The sequence below is a fragment of the Photorhabdus tasmaniensis genome, assembly GCF_011189505.1.
GTDB classification, from domain to species: Bacteria; Pseudomonadota; Gammaproteobacteria; order Enterobacterales; family Enterobacteriaceae; genus Photorhabdus; species Photorhabdus tasmaniensis.
In genome coordinates this window covers 1-3,654 of sequence record NZ_PUJU01000106.1, presented here as the reverse complement: position 1 = coordinate 3,654, position 3,654 = coordinate 1, and the positions used below count along the sequence as shown (strand labels likewise).

General features: G+C 50.6%; 4 protein-coding genes and 1 pseudogene. All 5 read right to left on the bottom strand.

What is annotated here, in order from left to right; translation table 11 throughout:
* Positions 1–427: pseudogene (locus C5471_RS22690) on the bottom strand (T6SS phospholipase effector Tle1-like catalytic domain-containing protein); the annotation flags it as partial.
* Positions 415–930 carry a Tli1a family immunity protein gene (gene tli1a, locus C5471_RS22685; protein WP_133812830.1) on the bottom strand — a complete coding sequence of 172 codons (516 nt, stop codon included), beginning with the start codon at positions 928–930 and terminating at the stop codon, positions 415–417. The gene tli1a (C5471_RS22685) and the pseudogene C5471_RS22690, both read right to left, overlap by 13 nt.
* A 51-nt stretch (positions 931–981) precedes the next feature.
* Positions 982–1,497, bottom strand: coding sequence for a Tli1a family immunity protein (tli1a, locus tag C5471_RS22680; protein ID WP_133812829.1), 516 nt, complete (start codon positions 1,495–1,497; stop codon positions 982–984).
* Positions 1,478–2,290, bottom strand: coding sequence for a toxin Tle1 chaperone Tla1 (gene tla1 / locus C5471_RS22675; RefSeq protein WP_133812828.1), 813 nt, complete (start codon positions 2,288–2,290; stop codon positions 1,478–1,480). The genes tli1a (C5471_RS22680) and tla1 overlap by 20 nt, the downstream gene beginning before the upstream one ends.
* 3 nt (positions 2,291–2,293) lie before the next feature.
* Positions 2,294–3,654: DUF2345 domain-containing protein (locus C5471_RS22670; RefSeq protein WP_166296475.1), on the bottom strand; the 1,361-nt coding region annotated here is incomplete at its 5' end.

Below are 3,654 nucleotides of genomic sequence, written 5' to 3'. Positions count from 1 at the left end.
AATCCAGATCATTAATTTCCGGGAAGGGGGTACCCACCCCGGGAATATAATACTTAAAGTACTTTCCGCCTGTGCTTTCGACATCATCCAGCAACGGCTTACCTGCCGCACCACCGGCATAACCGGCCCCAATCGTCGTCTGGAAAAGACGGGCAATATTGGTTGGGTGGTTAGGAACGGCCTGATAAAGGTCGTTATATAAATTATTGCCAGTGCCGTCAAAAAACAGGCTGACATGCAGGGTCTTACAGCAGGGCGGTAACACCCGACGATCCGCAGCCAGACAGAGTTCCTGATGGTAAGCTCTTTCTTGACTAATTTGTTGACGGCAATTTTGCCTAATCAGGTAATCCCGGGCGGGCAACCGCCCCTGAGCAGGAAAAGGGGCGGGCAACCAGACAGTCTCGTTATGATTTATTTTGGACATACTTTCGGCTCCTTCATTTTTAAAGGTTCTTTAATCGGGTAGTTTGGGCTACCGTAAGCGTCACAGGACGTGGTGACCTTGATTTGATCACAGGGCAAGAAGTGCACCGTAATCCCGCAGGTATCACCCCCATTTTGATAATAGGGCACTGGCACTGCCTGGCTATGCTGGCGATTATTAGCCCGTAATTTATTACGCCAAGCTAAATATTTTTCTTCATCAGCAAAACCGGGAAACCCCTTTGTTGATGCCTCACCTACCTCCCAATCCACCCGGACCGTCATTCCCGGTTTCCATTTCGCTGGCACGCTATAGCAACAGCCTCCGCCTCCGCCCTGATACGGCCCGATAATATCGATACCCGGCGTACCATCCACACTGAACCGATTAATCGCCCATTTGGTATGGTTAATGGCGATAATCACACCTGCCTGTGCCGAAAACTGGCTACAAGCAGCCAGTAACAAACACAAAACCGCCAGCCTAAACTGTTGTTTTTTCATCTTCTACTCCTTCACATAGGTGATAATCTGAACTTGAGATGCCTGTATGCATTACTTCGGACATACTTTGGGCTCCTTCATTTCTAAAGGTTCTTTAATCGGGTAGTTTTGGCTACCGTAAGCGTCACAGGACGTGGTGACCTTGATTTGATCACAGGGCAAGAAATGCACCGTAATCCCGCAGGTATCACCCCCATTCTGATAATAAGGAACCGGCACTACCTGGCTATGTTGGCGTTTTTGAGCGTTGATTTTTTCCCTCCATGCTAAATATTTCTTTCTATTTTCATACCCGGGAAAATCATCGGAGAAAGCGACGCCGGTTTCCCAATCCACCCGGACCGTCATTCCCGGTTTCCATTTCGCTGGTACGCTATAGCAACAGCCTCCTCCTCCACCCTGATACGGCCCGATACTATCGATACCCGGCGTACCATCCACACTGAACCGATTAATCGCCCATTTGGTATGGTTAATGGCGATAATCACGCCTGCCTGTGCCGAAAACTGGCTACAAACAGCCAGTAACAGACACAAAACCGCCAGCCTAAGCTGTTGTTTTTTCATCTTCGACTCCTTCACATAGGGATAATCTGGATTTGAGATGCTTGAGCACGAATGATTCTCTGTCATCATCCAATAAGACACAGGTGTTTGATGCCTCTACCATCAGGGCATAGCAACTGTTGAACCGTTGTTCACCGGTAGCTTCCGGGTATTCATCCGCATTGAGTTGCTGTGCAAGAAGATATGCATCAGAAGCGCATAAGAGGTATTCAAATTGTTCATCTGTCAGATCGATTTTTTCGATAGTTTCACTCGCTGGCCCTGAGTCGCTCTCCCCTGAAAAAAATTGAGGAAAGCCGTCATGATCCCGCCAGCTCCAAAACAACGCAGGCCGAAGTAATTGCTGTTGCTGCCCCTCATCCAACACATGGGAAAACAGCACAGGGAAAATACGCGGATCAAAAAAGCGTAAAATGCCCGCCTGTCCCGCGTATGCGGCATCCACACATTGAATTAAATACGGAGCCAACAGGTCAAATGACCATGACGAGCATAAAATCAGCAGTAAGGGTTCTTCTTTTAAGCGCAAGAAAATTTCCTGCATCCATTGCCGCTGGTCAGGGTGTGTCAAATCAATCCGGATCAATACCGGCGCATCATCCACCACAATCTCTTCGGGCAATCCCTGAAACAGCGAACACCATTTGATTTCAGGCAAAAAACTCTTCAACGCCGGGATCAGAGAAAACTCGCCCCCGGACTGATCCACAATAATATCGAGGTAATGCATACCGACATCCTTTGCTGACGCCTCAAGTACAGCAATCCAGTCGGCTATTTGATCATCATTCATCGGTTATTTCCTCAAAATAAACCCTTGCGCCATCTCCTGCGCTTTTTTCAGGCAATCTTTGCACACGGATTCAGGCAGGTCAGGTAAGGGAAAATCCTGTTTCGCCGGGGCGTCCATTTTGTGCTGCCCTTTCAGGCTTAACAGGCCCGGCCCATGAATTTCAATTTCACCCGCCGGAGATAGGCGGATATACGCACCGCCACACGCCAATGTCAGGCCATTTTTGGCGGTAATCTGCACATGGCCCTGGGTTGAATTGACCGTGACATCCTTTAATGCAGTGATACCCAGTTCATCACCATGTGACTCCAGAGCAAACGGCCCTTTTCCCGATACCAGGCGCATTCCTTCGCTTTGCGCTAACAAGGAGATAGCTTTTGTCGCATTCGCCCCAATTCGGCAGGCACTGGCGATATGTACTTCGCCCGCACTTTGGGCATAGAACGCCTGACCACTTTGCACCATCACGGTCTGTGGGCTGACAATTCCTACCCCCTCCGGCGCACTCAGCAGCATGGCCGCCATCTTTAGTTGATCCACGCCCTGTAAATAGGTTTTCAGGCTCTCAGTATCTGGCGGATAATTCAGGTGGATTTGGGTTACCTCCCCCCATTCCATCACCTGGTTGACGGCTCCTTTGACCAAGCTGATAGCCGGGTTCATCGCTAATACTTCCCCGTTGGCGCTGGCCTGTTTATCCGCACTGATAAACATCCCCTTACCGGCCCGGATCACGCCCCAGTCATCAGTGCGCAACTCAAAACCTTCTCCCCGTTTATCCGGGTGTGGTTGCTGACTGTCCACCAGATACCCCAGATTGAGCTGGCTTTTACCGCCGTATTCGGTACTCAGTTTGATGTGCTCCCGACCGCATTCGTCATCCATCCGCAATTTGTTATTCGCCGGGGTGCGCAGGACATTGCGTTTGTAGTTGAATAAGGTGACGTGGTCAGGGTGTTTTGAGTCGTGCAGCGCATGGGCGATATAAGGCCGATCCGGGTCGCCCCCTTCAAATGCGATCGCCACCTCGGTACCATCAAGCAATGGCCAGTGAAAACCGTAGGTGTCACCCGCGTAGGGACGAGCCAGACGCACCCACAGGCTTTCTCCCCCTTTCAACCATTCCGCCCGGTCAAAATCAAACGCCACCCGGTACAACCCGTCTTTATCAATATCCCCGTACCGGTCGTTCACGACGGTGCTGCTGACCCTGGCGGGCAAGGTACCCGCTATCCGGGGTTTGGGGATTAATTCAGGCCGAAAACAGATGTTTTCCGCGTAGGGAATAGCGGTGAACGCCATTTCAAAACTGCGATCCCGGCGCGCACTGCTGCTGATACCCGTTATCACCGCCCCTTTACAGA